The sequence below is a fragment of the Flavobacterium sp. genome (assembly GCF_046296355.1).
In the GTDB taxonomy this organism is placed as follows: domain Bacteria; phylum Bacteroidota; class Bacteroidia; order Flavobacteriales; family Flavobacteriaceae; genus Flavobacterium.
This window is the reverse complement of the sequence record NZ_JBKBLM010000027.1, coordinates 15,527-38,760: the sequence shown is the minus strand read 5'-3', so window position 1 is coordinate 38,760 and position 23,234 is coordinate 15,527. Positions and strand designations below refer to the sequence as shown.

20 protein-coding genes and 1 tRNA gene are annotated in these 23,234 nt (G+C 37.5%); 4 read left to right on the top strand and 17 right to left on the bottom strand.

Annotated elements, in window-relative coordinates; genetic code table 11:
• Positions 1-135 precede the first annotated feature (135 nt).
• The 10 genes from ACK4HO_RS10480 to idi form a co-directional block, all read right to left on the bottom strand.
• Positions 136-966: a sterol desaturase family protein gene (locus ACK4HO_RS10480; RefSeq protein WP_409665593.1), complete on the bottom strand. Its 831-nt coding sequence runs from the start codon at positions 964-966 to the stop codon at positions 136-138.
• Positions 967-1,003: 37 nt separating this feature from the next.
• Complete coding sequence (locus tag ACK4HO_RS10475; RefSeq protein WP_409665591.1) at positions 1,004-1,606, bottom strand: alpha-ketoglutarate-dependent dioxygenase AlkB family protein; 603 nt, start codon at positions 1,604-1,606, stop codon at positions 1,004-1,006.
• A gap of 72 nt (positions 1,607-1,678) precedes the next feature.
• Entirely contained in the window at positions 1,679-2,386 is a 708-nt protein-coding gene (aqpZ, locus tag ACK4HO_RS10470; protein ID WP_409665589.1) for an aquaporin Z, read from the bottom strand.
• A gap of 105 nt (positions 2,387-2,491) precedes the next feature.
• Positions 2,492-3,394 (bottom strand): EamA family transporter, encoded by a 903-nt coding sequence (locus tag ACK4HO_RS10465; protein WP_409665588.1) that lies wholly within the window; start codon positions 3,392-3,394, stop codon positions 2,492-2,494.
• Between the two features lie 200 nt (positions 3,395-3,594).
• A tRNA-Thr gene (locus ACK4HO_RS10460) sits at positions 3,595-3,668 on the bottom strand.
• A 78-nt stretch (positions 3,669-3,746) separates the two neighbouring features.
• Positions 3,747-4,013, bottom strand: coding sequence for a hypothetical protein (locus tag ACK4HO_RS10455; RefSeq protein WP_409665587.1), 267 nt, complete (start codon positions 4,011-4,013; stop codon positions 3,747-3,749).
• A gap of 55 nt (positions 4,014-4,068) precedes the next feature.
• Positions 4,069-5,031 carry a type I phosphomannose isomerase catalytic subunit gene (locus ACK4HO_RS10450; protein ID WP_409665585.1) on the bottom strand — a complete coding sequence of 321 codons (963 nt, stop codon included), beginning with the start codon at positions 5,029-5,031 and terminating at the stop codon, positions 4,069-4,071.
• Between the two features lie 20 nt (positions 5,032-5,051).
• Complete coding sequence (locus tag ACK4HO_RS10445) at positions 5,052-5,504, bottom strand: peroxiredoxin (protein WP_409665583.1); 453 nt, start codon at positions 5,502-5,504, stop codon at positions 5,052-5,054.
• Positions 5,504-5,914 carry a 6-pyruvoyl trahydropterin synthase family protein gene (locus ACK4HO_RS10440; protein ID WP_409665581.1) on the bottom strand — a complete coding sequence of 137 codons (411 nt, stop codon included), beginning with the start codon at positions 5,912-5,914 and terminating at the stop codon, positions 5,504-5,506. Before ACK4HO_RS10440 ends, ACK4HO_RS10445 begins: the two co-directional genes overlap by 1 nt.
• Positions 5,915-5,946: 32 nt before the next feature.
• Positions 5,947-6,474 carry an isopentenyl-diphosphate Delta-isomerase gene (idi, locus tag ACK4HO_RS10435; RefSeq protein WP_409665579.1) on the bottom strand — a complete coding sequence of 176 codons (528 nt, stop codon included), beginning with the start codon at positions 6,472-6,474 and terminating at the stop codon, positions 5,947-5,949.
• A gap of 208 nt (positions 6,475-6,682) precedes the next feature.
• Between idi and ACK4HO_RS10430 the strand changes: the two genes are divergently transcribed.
• The gene (locus tag ACK4HO_RS10430; RefSeq protein ID WP_409665597.1) at positions 6,683-7,735 is read left to right on the top strand and encodes a bifunctional methionine sulfoxide reductase B/A protein; all 1,053 of its coding nucleotides are present in this window, start codon (positions 6,683-6,685) and stop codon (positions 7,733-7,735) included.
• Positions 7,736-7,764: 29 nt separating this feature from the next.
• Here the strand turns inward: ACK4HO_RS10430 and ACK4HO_RS10425 are convergent, their stop codons facing one another.
• A complete protein-coding gene (locus ACK4HO_RS10425; RefSeq protein ID WP_409665577.1) occupies positions 7,765-9,345 on the bottom strand; it encodes an NADP-dependent glyceraldehyde-3-phosphate dehydrogenase in 1,581 nt (526 codons plus the stop codon).
• 233 nt (positions 9,346-9,578) lie between these two features.
• Here ACK4HO_RS10425 and ACK4HO_RS10420 point away from each other — a divergent pair, with 233 nt between their 5' ends.
• A complete protein-coding gene (locus tag ACK4HO_RS10420) occupies positions 9,579-10,283 on the top strand; it encodes a class I SAM-dependent methyltransferase (protein ID WP_409665575.1) in 705 nt (234 codons plus the stop codon).
• Between the two features lie 118 nt (positions 10,284-10,401).
• Here the strand turns inward: ACK4HO_RS10420 and ACK4HO_RS10415 are convergent, their stop codons facing one another.
• The 6 genes from ACK4HO_RS10415 to ACK4HO_RS10390 form a co-directional block, all read right to left on the bottom strand.
• Entirely contained in the window at positions 10,402-12,696 is a 2,295-nt protein-coding gene (locus ACK4HO_RS10415; protein ID WP_409665573.1) for a TonB-dependent receptor plug domain-containing protein, read from the bottom strand.
• The gene (locus ACK4HO_RS10410) at positions 12,693-13,595 is read right to left on the bottom strand and encodes a FecR domain-containing protein (RefSeq protein WP_409665571.1); all 903 of its coding nucleotides are present in this window, start codon (positions 13,593-13,595) and stop codon (positions 12,693-12,695) included. Before ACK4HO_RS10410 ends, ACK4HO_RS10415 begins: the two co-directional genes overlap by 4 nt.
• An 11-nt stretch (positions 13,596-13,606) precedes the next feature.
• Complete coding sequence (locus tag ACK4HO_RS10405; RefSeq protein ID WP_409665569.1) at positions 13,607-14,131, bottom strand: sigma-70 family RNA polymerase sigma factor; 525 nt, start codon at positions 14,129-14,131, stop codon at positions 13,607-13,609.
• 84 nt (positions 14,132-14,215) lie between these two features.
• On the bottom strand, positions 14,216-15,538 hold the full coding sequence (locus tag ACK4HO_RS10400) for a hypothetical protein (RefSeq protein WP_409665567.1): 1,323 nt from the start codon (positions 15,536-15,538) through the stop codon (positions 14,216-14,218).
• Between the two features lie 81 nt (positions 15,539-15,619).
• Positions 15,620-17,182 carry an NAD(P)/FAD-dependent oxidoreductase gene (locus ACK4HO_RS10395; RefSeq protein ID WP_409665565.1) on the bottom strand — a complete coding sequence of 521 codons (1,563 nt, stop codon included), beginning with the start codon at positions 17,180-17,182 and terminating at the stop codon, positions 15,620-15,622.
• Positions 17,183-17,250: 68 nt separating this feature from the next.
• The gene (locus tag ACK4HO_RS10390; RefSeq protein WP_409665563.1) at positions 17,251-18,303 is read right to left on the bottom strand and encodes a DUF2891 domain-containing protein; all 1,053 of its coding nucleotides are present in this window, start codon (positions 18,301-18,303) and stop codon (positions 17,251-17,253) included.
• Between the two features lie 57 nt (positions 18,304-18,360).
• On the opposite strand from ACK4HO_RS10390, the gene ACK4HO_RS10385 reads away from it, so the two are divergent.
• Positions 18,361-18,597: a hypothetical protein gene (locus ACK4HO_RS10385; RefSeq protein WP_409665561.1), complete on the top strand. Its 237-nt coding sequence runs from the start codon at positions 18,361-18,363 to the stop codon at positions 18,595-18,597.
• 161 nt (positions 18,598-18,758) lie between these two features.
• A complete protein-coding gene (locus ACK4HO_RS10380) occupies positions 18,759-23,156 on the top strand; it encodes a beta strand repeat-containing protein (protein WP_409665559.1) in 4,398 nt (1,465 codons plus the stop codon).
• The last annotated feature ends 78 nt before the right edge of the window (positions 23,157-23,234 follow it).

The following is a 23,234-nucleotide window of genomic DNA, read 5'->3' as shown; positions in this document are numbered from 1 at the left end:
CTCGTTGTCAAAGTCTGCAAGCTTACTTTTTTTCATTTCTGTAAAAGCATTATTTTAAAATAGATTTCAACTGAATAATTTCCAATTCAATATTAATAAAAAAAATAATTAGTTTTTAATCAGCCCACTGTTTTTTTACGCATCTGTTTTTGGAGAACGGGTTTTTTGAAACGGAATGGACAACAAATTCTTCAAATCGTTGTGTTCTTCGTGTTTCATGTGGGTGTCAACGCCATAAACAATCTTTTCTCTGTCTAAGGCTTGGAACGTTCCGAAAAGTCGATCCCAAACCGAAAAAATATTCCCGTAATTACTATCAGTATAAGGCAAAACGTAATGATGGTGTACTTTATGCATGTCGGGAGAAACCAAAAAATAACTCATCACTTTATCCAATTGTTTTGGCAAAGCGATATTGGCATGGGTAAATTGCGTTGCGACAACCGATAAAGTTTGGTACAAAAAAACCATCCACATTGGGCTACCCACAATCAAAACACCCAAAGTGGTAAAAACAAAACGGATTACGCTTTCGCCGGGATGATGACGGTTTCCCGAGGTCGTATCAATCCAAGTATCCGTGTGATGGATCAAGTGAAATCGCCACAAAAACTTGACTTTATGCTCTACTAAATGCGCCAAATAAGCACCAATAAAATCCAAAAGCAGCAAGCCAATAAAGGCAAAGAGCCAACCATTCATCGGAGGCAACCAATTCAGCAACCCGAAATGATTGTCAACTGTCCATTGTGCGGTGCTGACTAAAATGACAGCCAAACAAAAATTGATTATGATTGTTGTAAGCGTAAAAAAGAGATTGATTCCGGCGTGCTGAACTTTGTTATAACCAAATTTCACAAACGGAACTGCCGATTCAATTAACCAAAATATAGTGATTCCACCAGCTAAAATCAATGCTCTGTGCGAAGATGGAATACTTTCGAAATATTGAATGATATCGTTCATCGAATTGTTTTTATTTCAAATATAACAAAATTGGGAATTACTTGATAATGCGAAAAGTGAGATTGATTCGAGGACCAATATCTTTGGCTGTTTTTGGAATTTGGTGTTTCCAAAAATGCTGCGTTGTACCTTTCATGATTAACAAACTTCCGTGCTCCAAATTGATTTTGAGTTTTTGTTCTTTGATTGTATTGTGTTGCAAATGAAAACTCCTTTCGGCACCAAAACTTACTGAAGCGATGATGGGATTTCGACCTAATTCTTTTTCATTATCGGCATGCCAACCGTTGCTGTCTTTGCCATCTCGGTAATAATTGAGCAAAACCGTAGTGAAATTTTCTTGGCAAATGGTTTCAATTTCATCCTTAATAAACATTAATAACGGATTCCAATGATGCGGTTGCATAATGATATTGGAATACCCATAAGGCTTGCCTTCATTACCAAAAAGTGCGGTCAATCGAGGTTGCGGATGGGTTTTGCCAAAAACGGTGATGTTGTCTTGTTGCCAAGGAACTTCGATTTTTAACTTCTCGAAAAGTTCATTGGCTCGAACCGTATCAAAGAAATTCGGATAATATTCGATTTCAGCATCGGGGAGATTGAAAATAATTTTTTCTTTAGGGAAAAGCGAGTTCATTCCACAAAAATAAAGAGAAAAGAACAAATAATTTCATCCTTTTCTCTTTACAAATTCTAAGCTATGTTAAAATTATAAATCTTCTTTTTTGTCTAAAAACAATTTATAGATAAATCCGCCCACTAATGCACCGGCAATTGGGGCAACCCAAAACAACCACAATTGAAACAAAGATTCTCCTTGAGCAAAAATCGCTTGTGAAGTAGAACGCGCAGGATTCACGGAAGTATTGGTAATTGGAATACTGATTAAATGAATTAGCGTTAGTGCTAAACCTATGGCTACACCGGCAAATTTACCATTGGCCAGTTTGTCTGTGGCTCCAACAATAACGAGTACAAAAAACATAGTCAAAATAAATTCCGCTACAAAAGCCGAACCCATCGAATAACCATCAGGAGAAAAAGCACCATAACCATTGGTGGCAAACGCACCGGCTTTGGTATTGTCAATCGCAAATCCTTCTTTTCCGGAGAGAATAAACACTAAAGTTCCGGCTGCTGCAATTCCGCCTAAACATTGCGAAACGATATAAGGCATCAACTCTTTACCCGAAAAACGACCGCCGGCCCAAAGTCCGAAAGAAACTGCCGGATTAAAATGTCCGCCCGAAATATGTCCAACAGCATAAGCCATCGTCAAAACTGTCAATCCAAAAGCCAAAGAAACACCGGCAAAGCCAATACCCAAATCGGGGATTCCTGCAGCAAACAAAGCGCTACCGCAACCGCCAAAAACGAGCCAATAGGTTCCGAAAAATTCTGCGAATAGTTTTCTCATAAGTTTAGTATTTAAATCCCGAAAATGCGAGATTGGTTAGTCTACTAAAATTATGAAAAAAAGTAAGAAAGATATTTAAAGAAAAACAAACTTATTAACAGCCAATTAATTAGCTTTTGCTTTCTTGAGACTAATATTCATAATAACTATGGCCAAAATTATCAACAATATGCCAATCCATTGCGACAAAACTACGCTTTCATTCAGAATAACATAAGCCATCAAAACGGATACCGGTAATTCCAAAGAAGACACTATACTTCCCAAACCAATGCCTGTATGCGGAAAACCCGAATTCATCAACATAGGTGGAATAATAGTTCCGAATAACGCCAAGATAATGCCCCATTTGGCAAAAATGGCAAAATTAAAAGGTGTAGTTTGCGTAAAAAGGGCAAAACCAAAAACAATCACAGCGCCACCAAGCAACATGTACAAACTCCTTTGCGAGGTTGAAATCCCTACAGCAATTCGGTTGGCAGTAAACATAGTCGTCGTAAAAGAAGCTGCTGCCAATAAACCCCACATCATACCTCTCCAATCCAATTCAATGGAGGAATTCATCAAATTAGTGGCCAAAGCGGTACCGAATAAAACAATAACCACTGAAAGTATTTTTTGCAAAGAAGGTGCTTTTTTGTCTAAAAACCATTCGAGTAAAACACCCATCCAAACCGTTTGCATGAGCAACACTATCCCAATAGAAACTGGTATATATTTTACGGCCAAATAGTAGAAAACACTAGTCATTCCCAGAGAAGTTCCGGCCAGCATCAATTGAAAAATATTTTTACCGGAAGCTTTGATTACGGTTCCTTTCTTTTTGTTTTTTTGAAAAAGATTAATCAAAAGTAAACCCAGAATTCCCAATACAAACTGAGAAGTGGTTACTTCAGCAGTAGTGTAATTCTCATCATAAGCCAATTTCACGAAAGTTGCCAACATGCCGTAGCTCGTAGCGCCTAATCCAACTAAGAAAACCCCTTTAAGGACTTTGTTACCCAACATAATTTCATTTTTAAAAAGCCGACAAAGATATAGAATTGGAATTGTTTTTAATGGAGATATTCTAAAAACAAAAAACCACCACTTTTCAGTGATGGTTTTCTTATTGAGCCGGCAGAGAGACTTCCCGATAAAAATCGGGATAAACTTCTCGTCCACTTTACTCCATAAAAAAAGGAAAGCTTTCACTTTCCTTTTTATTGAGCCGGCAGAGGGACTCGAACCCACGACCTGCTGATTACAAATCAGCTGCTCTAGCCAACTGAGCTATGCTGGCAACTCAATACGAGTGCAAATATAGAAGTGAAATTTAATTCTCCAAAATATTTCAGCACTTTTTTATTGTTTTTTTAGTCTACAAAGCGTTGATTTTTTCAACCAATTGATTTGCAACTTGTTCTAATTCGGTGTTGATTTGTTTGAAATGTGCTTTTTTATTTTCCACTTTCTTTGCGTTCACTTTTGTGATTAAACCGTCAAAAGACGCAATTGCTTCATCAATGATAGCGTTTGTTTTGTCAGATGGTTTTCCTGAAGTTGTCATCTCATAGATGTAAACCGCTTCAATGATATCGCCTAAAACAAAATTGATGTCTTTTTTTAAATTCTTAACACTTCCCATTTTCTTGTAAATTTTAAATTTGGCGCAAAATTACACTAAATCTTTAGAATACAAACTACGAAATATAAATTTCTAAGATTGAAGCTTGTCCACTCAATTGAAAATCAGTCAATGAAGCCGGAATTAAAACCGTATCGCCTTTTTGATAAGCGTGTGTTTTTCCGTTATAAACCAATTCAAAACGACCTTCAACACACATATAAACCGTGAACGAATCATTATTTTTGTTTACTTTAAAGTTTCCGTTTAGCGGAATAAAATGAGTCGTGAAGTATTGACAGTTAATTACTTCATTAGAAACATTCTCTTTCTTTTCGTAAAAATGCTGGGCTTCAACTTTATTGTAATTCAAAGCTTCTAAAGCCAAATCTATATGCAAGTCTCGTGTATTTCCATTAGCATCTACCCTATCAAAATCATAAACACGATACGTTATATCAGAAGTTTGCTGAATTTCTGCTATCAATATTCCGGCACCCAAGGCATGAATTGTTCCCGTGTTGAGCATAAAGACATCTCCGGGTTTGACTTTTTTGCTGTCAAGAATGTCCAATAAAGTTTTGTTTTCTAAATGCTTAATAAACTCTTCAGGAGTAGATTTTTCTTTGAAACCGACTATGAGTCTTGCATCGGCATCGGCTTGCATTACATACCACATTTCTGTTTTTCCAAAAGAATTGTGGCGTTTTTGGGCCAATTCATCATTCGGATGCAACTGAATCGATAAATCTTCGCGAGCATCTAAGTATTTAAAAAGTAGCGGAAATTGTTTCCCAAAAGCTTGATACACTTTGGTCCCCAAAATTTCAGCAGGAAACTCAGCAATCAATTCGTTTAATGATTTTCCTTTAAATTCCCCATTAGCTACAATACTTACGTCGTTTTCCACAGTAGAAATCTCCCAGCTTTCGCCAGTAATTTCAGAAGTAATAGGTTTGTTTAAATAGGATTTTAATTTGGTTCCACCCCAAATTCTTTCTTTTAAAATCGGCTCAAACTGTAATGGATAAAATGTCATCACGCTAATTTTTGGTAAACTTACGTTCTTTTGAGAATTTGAAGCGCTTTTTCGATGTGAATTTTGCCCGACATACTGTTAAAGACCAACTGAATTATGCCATTTTTATCAACAACATAAGTCACCCTGCCCGGAATCAATCCCAATAAATCATTGGGAACACCAAATAATCTTCGCAGTTTTTTATCAACATCTGAAAGCAGAATGAAAGGTAATTTATACTGATTTGTGAATTTTTGATGTGATTTCACCGAATCGCTACTCACACCAATAACTTCTGCATCTAACACTTTAAAATTTTCGTATTGGTCACGAAAAGAACAGGCTTGTTCAGTGCAAACTCGGGTATCGTCTTTGGGATAAAAATAAATTACAAAGGCTTTTTTACCAACAACAGTGTCGCTTTGAAACACATTTGCATTGGTATCAATGGCAGAAAAATTAGGAACTTTATCTCCGACTTGCAATGCCATTATTCGCCTTTACAGGTTACAAAATTTCTTGGCGTTTCGTATAAAACGACTTCTAAATCCTTGTTAGCGTCAATATGTTTTCTAAGCTTGTTCCAAATTACAACCGCAATATTTTCAGCAGTTGGGTTCAAATCAGCGAACTCAGTTACATCAATGTTTAGGTTTTTATGGTCGAAAGCATTTTCAATATGTTCTTTGATTAAATCTGACAAAATCTTCACGTCAATCACAAAACCGGTTTCTTGGTCAATATCACCAGTAACTGAAACGATTAACTCGTAATTGTGCCCGTGAAAATTAGGATTATTGCATTTCCCAAAGACCGCATCGTTTTTTTCCATCGACCAATCTTTACGATACAATCGGTGCGCTGCATTAAAATGGGCTTTTCTGGATACGGAGACTTTCATTCGGTTGTAAGTTGTATGTTATAAGTTGTTAATTAAAGCTTGTGATCTTCGAGATAATGGTAGAATTCATCAAAAATGATTTTGAACCAAACGGTGTAAATATCAGGATTTTGAATCATGTCTTGTCGAACGGCTTCGATGCACATCCATTTCCAACTTTCGACTTCTTCGGGATTAATTTGAGGTTCGTCATTGTAATAACCAATCATCACATGATCGAGTTCGTGTTCGGTCAAACCATTGTCGAATGGCGCTTTGTAGATAAAATGAAACAGTTCTTTCAACTCGGTTTTAAAACCCATTTCTTCATACAAACGGCGACTTCCAGCTTGGATATTGGTTTCGCCATCGCGTTGGTGACTGCAACAAGTATTAGTCCACAACAAAGGCGAATGGTATTTATGGTGTGCGCGTTGTTGCAACATGATTTCATTGTTACTGTTCAACACAAAAACCGAAAAAGCACGGTGCAAAACCGCTTTCTCGTGTGCTTCCAATTTATTCATCAAACCGATGGGTTCATCTTGTTCGTTGACCAAGATTACTTTTTCTTCGACCATAGCTTTTATTAATCGTTCAAAAATACGAAAAAAAATCAGCGTCACTAATTATGCTGATAGAACAACCGTTAAACTTTCCTTAAATCACAACAATTTGTATTCTACTAGACATTTCAACTGATATATGTGGTGTAAATTTGTACCAGATTAAAAATCAATTGCTATGAGGAAATCCATTTTTAACATTTTAATTTTGACACCACTGTTTATGTCTACGGCTTGTGGACAAAATAATAATTCAACAACAAAAACCACTGCTATGGAAAACGTTATTTCAAAACCCGAAAACCCTTATTATTCCAATACCGATACTTCTAAATTGGTTCTAACCGATGAGCAATGGAAAAAAGTATTGCCACCAGATTTGTATGCCGTAGCCCGTCAAGCGGATACCGAAAGAGCTTTCACCGGAACGCTATGGAAAAGCGAAACCAAAGGCACTTATTATTGCGCGGCTTGTGGCTTAAAATTATTCAAATCCGATCAAAAATTTGTGAGCAGCTGCGGTTGGCCGAGCTTTTTTGAGCAAGACAACAAAAACAGCATCACTTTCAAAGACGACAATTCTTATGGCATGCGCCGTATTGAAGCTTTGTGCGGCAGATGTGACAGTCACTTAGGCCATTTGTTTGATGATGGTCCGGAACCAACGGGCAAACGTTATTGCATGAATGCCGTTTCTTTGGATTTTGTTCCCGATGGAACGCTGGCTCAAAACAAAGGCAATCTCGAAACCATCACAATCGGTGGCGGATGTTATTGGTGTGTGGAAGCGGTTTATGAAAACTTAACCGGCGTAGAAAAAGTAGTTTCAGGTTTTGCGGGCGGAAAAGTGGAAAACCCGAGTTATGAAGAAGTTTGTTCAGGAACAACCGGTGCCGCTGAAGTTGTAGAGATTACTTATGACAAGACCAAAACCAATTTGGATGAAATCTTCCAGGTATTCTTTACCGTTCACGATCCAACGACGTTAAACCGTCAAGGCGCTGATGTGGGTACGCAATACCGTTCGGTGATTTTTTATAAAAACGAAGAACAAAAGAAAGCCGCCGAAAGCATTATAGCCGAATTGAACAAAGAAGTTTTTAATAATAAAATCGTCACGACTTTGGAACCGTTTAAAGCGTTTTATAAAGCCAAAGACTATCACCAAAACTATTACGAAAACAATAAAAACCAACCTTATTGTCAAATGGTGATTCAGCCTAAACTGGAAAAATTTGAAAAGGTTTTTAAGGATAGATTGAAAAAGAAAAACTAAAAAAAAGCCCTGATTTCTCAGGGCTTTTTTTATAAAATATAATCGGTATTGATAAAATTCGATTCTTTGCTATTCAATAATTCCTGCAGAATCGCATTGTTATAAGCGTTGTCTTTTGAAGCTACAAAAGTTCTAATCGAGAACGAACGCAAAGCATCGTGTATACTCAAAGTTCCAACCGCCGAATCTTTTCTTCCGGTAAACGGATACACATCCGGTCCGCGTTGGCATGAACTGTTTAGGTTAACACGACAAACCAAATTCACCAACGTATCAATCAGCGGCGCTATGGTTTTAATATCTTGGCCAAACAAACTCACTTGTTGACCGTAATTCGATTCCGCCATGTCATTCAGCGGTTCTTGTATGTCTTTGAAAGTCAGGATTGGTATTACCGGACCAAATTGCTCTTCGTGATAAACTCTCATTTCTTTATTAATCGGAAATAAAACGGCCGGAAATATGTAGTTATCGGTTCTTTCTCCGCCTTTTTGGTTGATGACTTTCGCGCCTTTGTCTTGGGCATCGTCGATTAATTCTTGGATATAGTTTGGTTTTTCTTTTTCCGGAAGTGGCGTTAAAGAAACGCCTTTCTCCCATGGATTCCCAAAAGGCAAAGCATCCACTTTCTCTGCAAATCTTCGGTTGAATTCGGCAGCGATGGATTCGTGCACGTACAAAATCTTCAAAGCCGTACAACGTTGGCCATTAAAGGAAAGAGTTCCCATAATGCATTCCTGAATCGCCAAATCCAAATCGGCATCCGGTAAAATAATCGCCGGGTTTTTGGCTTCCAAACCTAAAATCAAACGCAAACGGTTTTTATTCGGATGCAAATCTTGTAACGCAATCGCTGATTTACTGTTGCCAATAAGTGCCAAAATATCGACTTTTCCTGATTTCATTATTGGTGAAGCTACATCTCGACCTCGACCGTAAACAATGTTAATTACACCTTTTGGAAAACTCGTTTGAAACGCTGTCAATAAAGGAGAAATCAACAATACTCCGTGTTTAGCCGGTTTAAAAATCACCGTATTACCCATAATAATCGCCGGAATTAGTAACGAAAAAGTTTCATTAAGCGGATAATTATACGGTCCCAAACAAAGCACCACCCCAAGCGGTCCGCGACGTACCATCGCATTCACGCCTTGACTTTTGGTAAAACGCGCATTGTTTCTATCTAATTCTTTATAATCTTCAATCGTGTCGTAAATATATTCTACAGTTCTATCAAACTCTTTTTCAGAATCGGGTAACGATTTCCCGATTTCCCACATTAAATATTTCACGACTTCGCTGCGCGTGGCTTTCATTTGGGTGACAAAATTTTCCATGCATTTGATTCTGTCGATAACTTTCATCGTTGGCCACAAACCTTGTCCGTTATTATAAGCCGCAACAGCTGCATCAACAACTTCATTACCTTCGGCTTCGCCCATGGCAGGAATAGAACCCAAAACCGTTGGAGAATAATGAGCGGTGGAAGATATAGTGGAGAAAACCGGCGTGGTTTCGCCTATCCATTTTTTTAGTTCTCCGTTGACTAAATAAGTATCTTGGTTTAGTAAAGATGTGATTTGAAATTCGCTTGGAATAGTATTCATAAAAAATGATTTTTTATAAAATTACTATTTTGGGTAAAACGCTCGACATCAATTGTCGGAAAGAAATTAACTAAATCGTTGTAACTGAAAACTTTTAGAAATTCAAAAGGTTTTTAAAAGATATTAAATAATAAAATGTGTCAACTGCTTTGTGCTTGTAATCATTTATTATAAATTTACTCGGTCGCAGGCATAATACAAATATTCACACATAAAACTAACCTTAAATACTTATGGCAAATAAAATTTACACCGATAATAATAGTGAATATCTTAAAAATAATCCAACATGGCATACGGAAGATTCAGCATGGAAAGCAACTCAAATTACTAAACTTTTAAAGCGAAATGAATTAAATCCAAAGACTATTGCTGAGATTGGATGTGGTGCTGGAGAAATATTAAACCAATTGCATTTATCAATGCCAAATGATGTGAATCTAACAGGCTTTGATATTTCGAGCGATGCCATAAATATTGCAAAGGAAAGAGAGAAAGAAAGATTAACTTTTAAACATGAGGATTTTTTATATACGTCCGAGAATTTTGATTTATTACTTATGATGGATGTTTTTGAGCATGTTGATGATTATTTGGGTTTTTTAAAATTGTGTAATAACAAAGCTAAAAACACCGTTTTTCATATCCCATTAGATATTACAGTTATGGGATTATTGACAAACAGTATAATGCATAGACGCAAAACACTATCCCATTTACATTATTTTACAAAAGATACTGCTATTGCCACTTTAAATGACTCAGGATTTGAAATAATAGATTTCTTTTACACAGAATGGTTTTTTGACTTTAAAGAAAGAAGAAAATCAATTGGCTCAAAAATTCTCTATTTAATAAGAAAAGGATTGTACAAAATAAATAAAGATTTTGCAGTAAAAATGTTTGGTGGAGTATCTTTAATAGTGCTAACTAAATAAATGCCAAATTTTATTCACATTTAGTTTATTTCAAAATACTTTCAGCAATTTTCAGGGCACATTTTTACCATCATTGGCTACTGAAAGAAATTAACTAAATCGTTGTAACTGAAAACTTTTAGAAATTCAACCTAAAAAAAACATTCGGCATGATGCCCAAAGAGTAATATTCCTGCATGGAATAGCGTGGTGTGATAAAATCGGATACATTGGCGTAGTTGCGTTCCAATTCCTTGCTGATTAAAGCATTTCGGTTGTAGAGATTGTAAATAGATGCGCCGATTTTAAAAGTATTGCCTTTGTTATTTTGGAACTGATAACTGCCCGAAATATCTAGGCGATGATAATTGGGTAATCTTTCCGTGTTATAAGAAGTGATTTCTCCCGAATCATTGATAGTGCTGAATGGTTTTCCGCTGTGCCAAAACCAACCGGCGGTAAACAAAAAATTATCCCATTTTTTATTGAAAGCCAAATTAAAACTGTGCTTAATATCAGCATTGGAAGCAAAATAATGTCCTTCATTCAAAGTCGAAAACCGGTTTTGAGAATCTTGATAAGTGTAGGTTATCCAAGCGCGCCAAGACGCCGCACTTTTTTGAAGCAACACATCAACGCCTTTAGTAAAACCTTTTCCTTGCTGGATCTCATTGCCATTTTGGCCTAAAAAACCTAACGTAAAGGAAGTAATTCCCGTGATGTTTTTATAATACGCATCGACATCCAAAAGCCAATTATTCTTTTTAAAAATAATGCCCGAAGTAAATTGATTCGCTTTTTGAATCGGATATTCATTGTTATCCGAAAGTACCCAAACGTAGTTTTCTAAACTCAAATCATTAGTCGCACTTTCACGAACCTGACTCAAAATCTGGCTCCGGCGTTCGTATGAAGCCTGCCAAATTAAGGATTTCGAAATGGTTTTTTGAAGCAACAAACGAGGTTCGAAACTCGACGCTTTCATTTGGCTGTAAAAATTATAGCGCAAACCGGGTTGGAGATTCCAACTGCCAAAATCATGTTTGAAATGCGCATATCCGGCGTGAGTGACATTGTACAAATGTTTCAAACTCAACACCACGCCAATGTCCTGATTGTAACTATTGAACAAATGTGAAATGTCATTTCCAAAGACTTGGTAACCAAAATCGAGATTAGATTTTTCATTGATTTGGTAGCCAAAATTCAATTCAGCACCCGAATCCACTACTCGGTTTAATTTTTTAAATGCTTCAAACTTGTCAGTGCCGTAATCTTGTTTTTTAAGGTAATCGAAACTGTAAAGCGAATAAAAGACTAAGGTTTTTTGGGTGAATTTCGGACTGTATTTTTGTGACCAATTCAGACTGAAACCATAGTTTTCGATGTTCATTTTTTGATTGCTGATGCTGTCGGTTTCAATGACATTTTGGTAATCTAAATCGTTTTTGATGACTAAGCCGGAAAGTGAAATTTCGGTTTTATGATTGGGTTTAAAATTTAGTTTCGCGGAATAATCATGGAACTTGAATTGATTATTGTTGTCAAAATCCTCAAAGTTGGTGTTTTGAAAAACTTTAGTTTCCAACTGATTGAATGTAGGTGATTGCCACCATTCCGTTACTGATTTTCGTCCGGAAAGTTGCAAACCCAATTTGTTTTTAACCAACGGTGTTTGGAGATATACGTCGGCATTCAAGGCATTAATTCCGGCGTTGATTTTGGTTTTATCCGAAATTTTATCCGTCGATTTGATGTCGATTATGCCGGAAACTCTTTCCCCAAATTTAGGATTCACGGCTTTGTTGTAATAATTCACTGTTTGCTCCACATTCGGGTTGATACTCGAAATCATGCCGAATAAATGTCCGGGATGATACAACCGAATGCCATCCATCAGTATCAAATTTTGGTCGGCTGTACCGCCGCGAATGTACAATCCGGTAGCGGTTTCATTCGGACTTTTGACACCCGGTAATTGTTGCAATGATTGCAAAATATCAGCATCGGTAATACCGGGAAGCGTTTGGACTTTTTGAGGTGAAATGATGTAATGTTGGTTGGTTTTCTGAATGCCTTTTGCCAAAAACTCTTCGACTATGACTTCCTCCAGATGATAAATTCTCTGCGAATCATCATTACTTTTCACTTGATTTATCGAATAAAATCGCTCGTTGATTTGGATGACTTTTAAAGTCGATTGCTTTTCGATTTCGGTATTGATTTCGGCTAAAGTGTAAAGTCTTTTTGACACCGAAATCCTTTGCGAAGCCACTAACGAATCGACATAGGAATATTTAACCTCAAAAGCTTTCTCGATATCGGAAAGCACTTTGGTGAGTTTTGCATTGGTATAAATAAAAGACTCCTTTTTTTGTGACCAAGAAAGTGAAATCCAGCACAAAAAGAAGCCCAACAAAACTATTTTTTTCATTCCGAAATGATAATTTTTCCTGTTTGGTCTTTGCTGAATTTCAAATGCAACGGCAAACAAATCGTTTGCAACGCCACGGTTGGCTCTTTATGGGTAAAGGTTCCTGTGAATTTTATGTTTTCAATGGTTTTCGGAAACTCGACTTCTACATTGTATTGGTTCTTAAATTGTTCGAGTACATAACGCATCGGGACATTTTTAAAAGACGATTCTCCTGAAATCCAAGTGGGTTTATCCGAAGATTCATCAGCCCAATTTTCGGCAGTACCATTGTAAAAACGCACACTTTCGCCATGGGTTAAAATAGTTGATTTGCCTTTTTGGGTAACTTGTACTTTGCCTTCATAACATTTGACTTCGAAGAAATCTTGAATAGCAATTACGTTAAATTTGGTTCCCAAAACGAGAATATCGCCGAGCGAAGTTTCTACCGTGAACGGACTTCCTTTCTCGACTTCAAAAAAGGCTTCACCTTCTAATTCTAAAGTTCGTTTGTATTCGAAAGTATTGCAATAGCTCAACGTTGATTTGGCATTTAATGACACTTTAGAATTATCGGCTAAGGTGATCCTTTCGGTGTTTCCAAAACCGGTTTCTATTTTATTTTCGGCAATAAAAAAATGGTACACGCCAAACAAAATCAGCAAACTAGCGGCAATAGTAGCATAACGCCAAAGCGGAATGACTTTCGTTTTAGTTTGTTTCTTCTCAGCTAACTTTTGCTTTATGGCACTAAAGTTTTGTTCCAAATCGGGATTACTGATTTCAAAACTGGCAAGAGTATCTTTTATGTTTTGGAACGCTGTAAAATCTTCCGCTGAAACCAATTGTTTTAATTGTTCGTCGGTGATTTTATGGGCTAACCAATCGGATAAATACGTTTCGTTTCTCTCTTCCATATTATTATTTTTCAAACGTTTTTCACTACTTTTCTCAGGGACAATAAGGCTTGGTGCATTCTTTTTTCAACTGCTTTTACCGATAAATCCAACGAAGCTGCGATTTCAGTATACGATTGATTATCAAACCGGTTCATTAAAAATACGGTTCTTTGTTTTTCGGGCAAATCGCTGATGGCTTTTTCCAGTTGGGTCTTTAATTCGGTTTCCTCCATCAAAAACTCGGGTGATTCTTTGTGTGAGGATTTGGGTTTAAATTGCAACTCAAAATTGTTCACGACTTGGTTGTGCTTTATTTTATTCAGCGAAAGCCTAATCGCTGTGGTGTATAAAAAGCTTTTGGCTTGTTCGGGTTGGATAATCCCACAATTTTCCCAAAGTTTGACAAAAGCATTTTGAGCAACATCTTCGGCGCTTTCGATATCGCCTCTGAATTGATACACCAAAAAGTTCCGCAACACTTTAAAATTAGTGTCAAATACCGAGCGGAATACCGCATCGGAACAGAGCTTTGTATTTTGGTTTTCTTCTTTCATAGCTTAAATTACAGACACAACCTTATCGCTAAGGTTGTGTCTCGTAATTAACATTTAATCTTTCCCAATTTTATTTTAAATCAATTAATTACAAAAAGCTGAAATTGCTGTTTCAAATCCTACCTGACTATCAACTTCAACAGTAACTTGACCTGATGGTGTATTAAAGTTTATTGTTAAAGGATAAACAAAAGCCGGAATATTTGATTGTGAAGGGAAATAATATTGCAATACTTCTCCATTGTTGTTTGCAGTTATAACAGCACCTTGATACTGAATCTGCACGGGAAATGCAAGATTAAAGCAAGTTCCTAATTGGCTTCCAAAATTAACCGATGTAGTCGGACAAATTGGTGCAGTCCATTGCTGTGTGGCGTCACAATCAAAATTGTTTCCTATTCTAATAACAAAATAATCTGAAGAAGAACCTAAACTAGGATAATTTGGAATTGTGAATGGCAAATCGAATAAAAGATATGTACCAACCCATGCTCCAAGAGAATTATACACTGAATAATAGGCGGAAGAAGTATTAGCATAATCAAAATCAACCGTCAAAGGATAAGTCCCGTCTGAATTACAAGTTCCCGGAGTAGCCGTTACATTGGTGATACTACAAATTGGTGCACAAGTCACAAAATCAGCGGCTGTAAATCCGTCACACTCTGCCAAACATGCGTTGGAATATTCTACGATACCGTTTACTGTTTGCACACAAACCGGATTGTAATCTGTCGTACAAATACAAGAATTGGAATTACCATCGCATTCGTCATACAACTCGAATAATTCATACAAATCATTAACTACAATGACTTCGTTGTTTTGAGTAACACTGATAGGAAACACAATTTCTACCAATGTACCACTAATTAACAAGGATTCTAATTCCGCTTGAGTATTCACGACTATGGTAACGCCATTGTCATTGATTACCGAAATAGGAAATACCATTTGTAAACAACTAAATTGCAACACATCATCATTTATTGGACTGAATCCACACTCTTCAATCAAGTCATAAAACTCAGTTTCATCATCAATAGTAATTACTGCACCTTCTTGTAGAACTTGAAATGGAAAAGCTATTCCTGTAATGAACAATGTTTCGGTTTCTGCTATTAAAATATCCAATAAACCTTCTTCTGTAGCAACCGTTATTAAAGTACCATCGTTATAGGATAAGGTCAACGGATAAACAAATTGAAAACAGAAAAATTGATCTTGGGCCGAATTAGAATTTCTTCCGTTGATATTATTGGCTTTCTTGATTTCGTTTAAGGTTGTTCTCAAAGCAATACTTTTAGAAGTAACCACTTCGTTTTCCACCGGATCATTATCGGTACATGAATAGAAGCCTGCGACCGATACGGCCAATAGTAATACTAAAATTTTAATCTTTTTCATCTTATTTGTATTTAGTGTTTATAGGTTAGACAACACAAAATGCCATCACCCTACTTTTTTTAAATAAAAATGAAAATTAATTTATTTTAAGAGACTTTCCGCAATTTTCAGCGCACATTTTTCGCCGTCAATAGCAGCAGAAATGATTCCGCCGGCAAATCCAGCACCTTCGCCACACGGATATAAGCCTTTGATTTGCGGATGTTCCAAGGTTTCATTGTCACGCGGAATTCTTACCGGAGAGGAAGTTCTGCTTTCAGGTGCGTGAAGAATCGCTTCATTGGTCATATACCCTCGCATTGATTTTCCGAATTGGGTAAAACCTTCGCGCATGATCTGGGTCAAGAATCCGGGGAATACTTGTCCCATTTCTACCGAAGTCGTTCCGGGAACATATGACGTTTTCGGGATGGATGCGGATATTTTATTCTGGGTAAAATCGACCATTCTTTGGGCAGGAACTTTTTGAGTTTGTCCGGCCAAATGCCATGCTTTTTGTTCGATACTTTTTTGGAATTCCATTCCGGCTAAGGCACCGAATTGGGCAAAAGGCTTGAAATCTTCCAGTTTTAGTTCAACTACAATGCCTGAATTCGCGGTAGCTTGATCGCGTTTGGATGGCGACCAACCATTGGTAACCACTTCACCCGGACTGGTAGCACAAGGCGCAATTACGCCACCCGGACACATACAAAACGAATACATGCCGCGACCGTTAACTTGCTTTACAATAGAATATGGTGCCGGCGGTAAATATTCCCCACGGAAATCACAACTGTACTGGATTTTATCAATTAACTCTTGTGGATGTTCAGCGCGAACGCCTAAGGCAAAAGGTTTGGCTTCAATGAAAATTTTTTTTCTATCGAGTAATTCAAATATGTCACGAGCAGAATGTCCGGTGGCCAAAATAACTTTGCTGGCGGATATCGTATCGCCATTTTGGGTCACGATGCCTTGCATTTCATTATTCTTGACTACAAAATCAGTGACACGGGTTTCAAATAACACTTGTCCGCCACATTCGATGATTTTCTCTCGGATGTCTTGAATGATTTGCGGTAGTTTGTTGGTACCAATGTGCGGATGGGCTTCCACTAAAATATAGGGGGTTGCGCCGAAACCGACTAACAACTGTAAAATTCTGTCAACATCACCGCGCTTTTTGGAACGGGTATATAATTTTCCGTCGGAATAAGTGCCTGCGCCACCTTCACCAAAACAATAATTAGAATCTTCGTTGACGATATGGTCAACATTAATTGCTTTTAAATCACGACGACGACCTCGAACATCTTTTCCTCGTTCGATTACTATTGGTTTTAAACCCAACTCAATCAATTGCAGTGCTGCGAAAAGCCCGGCCGGTCCGGCGCCAACTATAATTACTTCTTGGGCATTGGCAACATTTTTGTATTCCGGAAGCTCGATTTTTTGTTCGTTACAATTTTCATCAATCAGGTAGACCAAAACTTTCAGATTGATTTTTATGGCTTTTTGACGCGCGTCGATTGACCGTTTCAGAATTACAACTTTACTAACCAATTTAGTTGAAACTCTAACTGATTTAGCTACATACTCATAGAGCAAACTTTCGTTCGCGGCTATTTCGGGAGAAACTTGTAGGAGTAATTCTTGTGGCATTAACTATTTTTTTTACTTCGTAACAGTTCGACCTAAAGGTCTCGAATGGCAAAAGTAAACAAATGGAATTACTTTTTTTCTTCAAATGCGCGCAAGGCAAAAGAAGCCAACCAATGTTCGCCCTCATAATTCCCGTCGACTACTGAAGGTAAAGAAAAATTCAGATGGTAATCAGCCATGGGTTTTAAATGCAAAAACTCCTTTGGATACTGATGAATCAAGGCATATAAATTCCACGCTCTGCTGAAATTCAATCCGTCCAAATGCACCAAATGACCATCGGTTCTATCGGAAACTTTGGCGACTTCCCAAGTGAAATTCTTTTTGAAGAGTTGTGGCGCGAATTTTTTTAGCCAAATTAAAAACGCCGCTTTAGGCAAAATACGTTGCATCAAAGCCATTTCTTCTAAACAAGGCGACAGGAAATCAGTGCCACTTGGTTCCCAAGTAAACGGGCAATTTTCGTCCTTTTGGAACAATCGAATGGTGTTGTCTTTGATGCTTTTTTGGAACAACTCATTTTTGGAATAAACGGCATAATCCCAGGCAAAAGTCAGTCCAAAAGCGGTATTAGAATGGGTTCCGACTCTAACGGGATAAAGCAATTTGGGCAAAAATTCAATATATCTTTCGATGATAATATGGGAAAGTGGTTTTAGGTTTTGGGCCAATTCTTGGGCAAAGGGTTCGTTATAAGTTTCGAGCTCGAGTTGTAATTTCAGCAACCAATTCCAGCCATAAGTACGTTCAAAGGATTTTTCGTGCTTTTTATTCAAATAATCGATTTCTACTTGGATGTTTGCTTTGGACAAATTGGTTTTGAGTTTTTGGACAATCAATTCTCGATTGGAGAGATTTGGAAATCTTTTGAGCAAATACACCAAACTCCAATGACCGTGAACCGAAGAATGCCAATCGAAGCAACCGTAAAATGTAGGATGTAGTTTTTGAGGCGATTGAATTTCGGTGCTGTCAATAAGCATTTGCCCCAATTTATTTGGATATTCCTGTTGGAGACATTTTAATGGCAAACCCGATAAATGATTGGCTTGCTCCAAAGTCAGTTCCTGAGAAAACCCATTCATAAAAACCAGCAGTAAAAAATAGTATAGAGTTCTCATAAAAAAGCGTTTTTCAAATGTAGCAAAAAGTTACCTTTGCAACATTATTTCTATCTTATGTCAAGACAAATAAAACTCATTTGGGATTTTCGAGGACCGGCTTCTGCCAAGACTGCCGAGCATCATGAAATTCATTTAAAGGAATACATTGTTATCGAAAATTTACCCATACACCTTACCGGTTTTGAAATCATAAACGAAATGTATGCCATTGCTTTTATGGTGGTGAACGATGAACAGATGATACAACTTCGGGATATTTTGAAACCTCATCGTGGAGAATTACACCTTTAACTTCGAAAATCTTGAACACAAAGATTAAAGGTATAAGTTTTTAAAAATCAAATAAATAAAGCTATAAAACACTTTGTAAATTCTGTCATTTTGAAAGTGCAACAGCAGCTTTTCAGATTTTAAATAATTAGATTTGAGGTTTAACTCAATCTTCTTAATTTATGTTAATAAATTACCTTACCAAAAACGTTTCAAGTCAGGTCAAATTCTCCAAAGAAAAAAAACAATTTCTAAATGGATTTTTTGCGTTAGTGACTTTTTTGTTTGTCGGTGCAAACCTGCAAGCACAAACTACTTTTACTTCAGTTCAATCTGGAAATTTTACCGATCCTACCACTTGGGGTACAGCAACAGCACCAACAGCAATTGACCATATCGTAATTGCTTCAGGGACTACAGTGCTTCTTAATGATTTAATCACGGTGACTAATGCTACGATAAGCGGCACATTAGAGGGAGGAAATGACTCACCTGATTTTATTGTAACCGGCAATTTAACTGTAAACACCGGAGGTTTAATCGACGGAATTTACTATTATGACGGCGGAGGTTGGGGTTATGACAAAGCAATACAACTTAACGTAGCCGGAAATATAATCAATAATGGTAGAATTGATTTGTCAATCGGTTCCAATTATACTCCGGAAGGTGCTTTGAATCTTAACGGTTCAAGCGTTCAAAGCGTTAGTGGTTTAGGAACTTTTGGTGGTACTTTATATTTAACCAATGATAGTTCAAACAACGGAGCAGTTATCAATCAATTGATTATTAACAATACAAGCACAGCAACTCCAAATGTAATTTGGGGATTTAACAATATCAAAATCAGAAGTGTATTAACGCTTACCAATGCCAGAGTGGATTTGGGTACTAACAAAATGACAATCGGAAATTATGGTTCAGCTACAACGAACTGCGCAACAGGTAGTGGCTTTTTGACGGGAACAATAGGAAGATGGTACAGTGCTTATGACAATTTTGCCCCTATAACTTCAGGGGTTGATTATTACAATAGTAATGCTCTTTTCCCTTTCATCAATGCTAATGGTAAAAGCAGAGCTGCTTTTATCACAAGACCGGTAGACAATATTTCTTCTGCTGTATCCGGAGAGCTTGCGGTAAGTTATTACGACGAAACAGGAGTTGCCTCAGGATTTTCGGTAGCCGATGGCGGATATACCGTGACTGACATCTATGAAGGTGCTTGGATTGTAAGCAAAGATGCTAATTATGCTTTTCCTATTGGCAACCATTCATTGGCTTTTTCAATTCAGGATGCATATTTAATTATGAACGGTAATTCAAGAATAATCAAAGCTGATGGAACTACTATTGGTAATCATCAAACAGGAACTATTACACCATTTGCGGCCAGAATTGGTCTAACCGATGCTGATTTAAGTAATACTTTCCAGGTGGGTTATAATGCCGCTTTAGACACACCTATAACTTCGGTTCAAACCGGTAATTGGAATGATGTGGCAACATGGAGCAGCAATAGTATTCCGACTTGCGGAAACACTGTAACTATACTTTCTGGACATACTATAACAGCAAATACACCTTCCTCTGTTGGTGGTATTAATATTTTAGCGGGCGCTACATTAATTAGTGATTCTTCTACTTTAACGGTAGGTTGTACCAATAACAATGCTACTTTTTACAATGGAGGAACCTATAGTATTAACTCGGGTACTTTAACGGTTAACGGGAATATTAATCACGCCAATGGAAGCACCTTCAATCAAACCGGCGGCGATATTATTGTTGACGGAAATAACAATGGGGCTGCAGCAACCAGTACTGACCAAACCCTTTTCAAAATTGGAAATTCAACTTTAAACTTAACCGGAGGTTCAATAACGATTGTTGATCCGGCAGTTTCCAGTGCGACTTTGGCAACAACCCACACAGCAACTGCTATTGTTCCATGTGTTGGATGGTTTTGCTGGTTTCCGTCTAGTGTGACTTTAGATGCTTTAGACGATGTATCGGTTGGTCAAATTGTTGTTGGTGAAGGCGTCCCAGCAGGAACAACCGTAGCTGGTGTAAATTTTGATGGCTCAATTAATACCAATCCAAGTTTGCCAGAAACAGGACTGAATTTACCTTTAACCTTAACTTTCTATAATGTAACTAGTGCTCCTTCAGCTTTTGTTTATGATTCAAGCAATAATTATGCTGTCGGTGCTAATCATACTTTAAAAATCGGAAATGGAATATCAACAGAAAAAGGCACCGTAACGACTAGCGGATTCAATTGTAGTTTCAGAGCTGCAGAAGGAACACTTTCCGTAAATGACTTAATTGTCAATGCTCCTGACCCAACTAATCGTTTCGTAAATTTAGATTCCAGTAACCCTAGTGGTACCAGTATAATGAATGTCCAAAATGATTTTACCATTATACAAGGAAAAGTAAAAGGACAAGGCGTTGATACTTATTTTGGCGGAAACATCATCAATAACGGAGCTTTAAATTTATATAACAACGCTTATTTCGGTAATTATATTGATGGAAATTCAGTGGCTACTGATAAGGCTCAAACCATTTCCGGTTCAGGTACATTCAATGCTCAAACTGAGACAATCTTGAATACACCTGCGAATACAGGTTCGGTTTCTCAACTTAGGGTTAACAATACTAGTACTGAAGGGGTAACTTTCATGGTGCCTTTTAATGTTGTTTCTTCCTTAACAATGACTGCAGGAATAATTCATACTTCTGCAACGAGTGTTCTAACTGTTGGCGCACCGGCAATGTCATACACAGCATCTGTATCAGGTAATTTTGGTGAAACATGTTATATTGATGGGCCTTTTGCCAAAGATATTGGTGGTGGTCAAAATGCCATTGATTTAACCAATGGTTCAGGTTTTATAGACAAGTTTTTCTTCCCTGTCGGAAAATCATCTTATGCTCCTATTTGGGTTGCAGTTACTACTCCTGATGGAGGATTTGGCAGTCCGGGAACCAATATCAAAGCAGAAGCTTTTGAAACTAACTCGGGTACACCATCATCCAACATAGCTTATTTAAGCCAAAACCGTTGGGAAGTTTCAAAAATGGCTGGAGACGTTATTGAGTTCAATATCAAAGCAGCGGATGCCAATGCCATTGAAAGTAGTATTATTGTTCAAGCACCTAGTGCGACCGGCGTTTACGACAATGATTTTGGTATCACTTCAACTTTTGAGGCAGGTACGCCAAATATGTTAACCTCAACAAGTGCTCCTTTACCTTTTGCTGATTTTAATGGTTATTTCTCAACAGCAAGACAATCAGAATGTTCAACAATAACCCCAGGAAACACAGTAGCCTCTGAAACCAATATTTGTGGAGGAAAATCGGTTACGCTAAGTTTACAAAACGTGGTAGTTGGCGAAGGCATTACCTACCAATGGCAGAGTTCTGTTAACGGTACTGATTACACTGATATCGCTATGTCAACGGCAACTACAGCTTCAGTTGCTCCTGTAGAAAACACTTATTACCGCTGTAACGTAACTTGTTCGTTTAGTACAACAACTGTGGCTTCAACACCAATTCAAATAACGCTAAACAACACTATAACTTCTACAACACCGGCAACGATTTGTCAACCGGTAGATACCGCTACGCTTTCAGCTACAGCAGCTTCGGGTGACGTTAAATGGTATACGACACAAGTTGGTGGAACTGCATTGGCTACAGGAAACTCCTTTACAACTCCCTCGATTACCACAACTACAACTTTCTATGCAGGTACAGAAACAACTACAGCGGCCACAGCAGGTTTGGTCTATACTTTAGACGGTTATGGTTCAGGAAGTACTAATAGAGGTTTGGCGTTTAACCTTTCTAACGCTATTATTTTAAACTCGGTTAAAGTATATCCGCAACAAAATCCGGGCGGTACTGGTCCGTTACCAATAAGCATTAAAGTACTTCAAAACGGCATTCAAGTTCCGGGTACTAGTGAAGTAACTTTTACTCCTAACACCTTCTCTGATTGGTCACCTACAACTGTTGCACAAACGGTAACGCTTAATTATTCATTGTCTGCAGGAGATAATTATTCTCTTGAAATTTCAAATGGTGCTTCTTATGACAATGCCTTGGCTTATGTTAGTCCGTTTCCAAGTCCGTTCCCGGTTACCAATGGCGCTGTGTCTATAATTGGTGGAATAGACAATGGCTTTGTGGATACTTACAGCTATTACTATTTCTTCAATTGGGACATAACTGAAGTATGTTCTTCGGCAAGAATAGCAGTTACGGCTACTGTACAAACGGCTGACGATTGTGGCTTAGGAAATCCAACGTCACAATTATTATCAAGAGTAGTGGCTTACCCTAATCCGTATAGCCAATCTTTTAAATTAGACATTCAAACCAATAATGACGCGGATATTGTAATCAAAGTATATGATATGATTGGCAGATTAATCGAAAATCAAACTGTTGGATACAATGATTTATCCCAAGTGGAAATCGGTAACGGATATCCTTCTGGCATTTATAATGTATCAATAACCCAAGAAGGCAAAGCAAAAACCCTTCAGGTGATTAAAAGATAAAACAAAACTTCATTCAATAAAAAACGGCTACTTGAGAAAGTAGCCGTTTTTGTTTATTTACATTTTAAAACTGAAAAC